Genomic DNA, 1,590 nt, shown 5'->3' with positions numbered 1-1,590 from the left:
CAGGCAGGCGATCGCGAACGCCCGCCCCGGCGCGGTCAGCTCCCGGCGTCCGGCTCCGTCGTCGTCGGTGAGCAGGCCCAGGGTCTCCAGCAGCCAGCTCACCGCCATCACCAGCGCGCGCACCTGGTCCGAGGCGGCCTCCGCGGTGCGCCGGTGCGACGCGGCGTGCCTGCCCGAGGGAGCCGGGGGCTCCGCCGGGACCCACCCCGACTCGGTCAGCGCCCTCTCGGCCGCCTCCACGTCCGACTCGCCGCGACGCGCGTGCGAACCGCTGCCCTGCGGGGTGCGCGCCAGCAGCATGCCCAGCAGCGTCTCCGCCGCGGCCTGGTCCAGGCCCCCGGTGCGGCACAGGGTCTCGGTGGCCGCCTGCCACAGCGCCTCGGGGTCCTCCCGCAGCTGGCGCCCGCGCCGCGTCAGGACCAGGCGGCGGCCCGACCGGCGCACCGCGCGCATGCCCCGCAGCGCCTGGTGCAGGGCGATGAGCTGGGTGGCGTCGGTCTCGCTGCGCGGCGGCTCGGGGGTGGTCCGCCACCCGAAGTCCTCGCACATCTGGCGCACCACGCCCGGCGAGATGTAGCCGATCTGGGTGAGCGCGATCCCCTCCGCGGCCAGGTCCAGCAGCCGCTGGAGCGGCGCCATCGCGGCCTCGGCCCCGCGCGGCACGTCGGCGCCCGCGATGATCTGGCCCACCAGCGGCCACAGGCGCTGGCGGTGCGGGTGCGCGGACGAGCTCAACCAGGCCCGCACCCGCTCCTCGCGGATCCGGTCCAGGTGGCTCAGCCCCCGGTTGTCCGGCTGGGTGAGGAACGACCGGGCGAACCGCTCCTGGGCGGGCCGCCATCCGCGCTTGCCGGGGCGCACGTCGCCCAGGGTGATCGCCAGCTCCAGCGCCGACGCGGTCTCGTCGCGGGCCAGGATCTCGGCGTCGCCGACCGCCGTCCCCCAGGTCAGCTCGGGCAGGTCCGGCGGCTCCACGCCCGACTCCCACATGAGCCGCTCGTACATCGCCAGGCCCGCGGCGTGGTCGCCTTCGTAGACGGTGAGCAGGGCCGCGGTCTCCGGCGCCGAGCAGATCTGCGCGTACCGGTGCAGCTGGAGGAGGGCGAAGAGGTTGCCCAGGGCGCGGACCGCGAACAGCCGGTCCTCGGCGCGGTCGTGGAAGCGGACCGGCAGCTCGAACCAGCAGAACCGCTGGACGGCGTGCTGGTTGAGCCTCTCGATCTCCTGCTCCGGAGCCAGCGTGTCCAGGGCCGACCGGGCCATGTCGGCCGCCCGCTCGTCCCGGCGTGCCAGCTCGGCGAGGGCGGACGCTACTGCTTCGCGCATGACGGGCGCTCACCACCTCCCCGCGTACCGGCGCCCGTTCCGCGTGGATGTGCCGCCGGGGGGCGCGATGCTTCGTTGTCGGTTCCCCGGCGGACTGGCTGGACCCGCTGCGGAACTGTGCGTTTTCTACCCCGCAGGGCCCGAAGAATGCCACTGTCCAGGCGCGACCTGCACGCCTCGCGACGCCCGCCGGGCGGACGCCGCCTCACTCCGTGGAACCCGGAACGCACGGGGTTCAGGGCGTTCGCGGCGGGTTTCCGCCGG

At 75.7% G+C, this 1,590-nt stretch carries 1 protein-coding gene; it reads right to left on the bottom strand.

Annotated features, from left to right (window positions below):
- Positions 1-1,326 (bottom strand): hypothetical protein (locus DQW06_RS28580; RefSeq protein WP_117199648.1); only part of this gene is annotated, 1,326 nt, incomplete at its 3' end.
- Between the last annotated feature and the right edge of the window lie 264 nt (positions 1,327-1,590).

The sequence above is a fragment of the Nocardiopsis sp. TNDT3 genome (assembly GCF_003427465.1).
GTDB classification, from domain to species: Bacteria; Actinomycetota; Actinomycetes; order Streptosporangiales; family Streptosporangiaceae; genus Nocardiopsis; species Nocardiopsis dassonvillei.
Note: the sequence above shows the minus strand (reverse complement) of the source record. Positions and strands in the feature narration are given on the sequence as shown.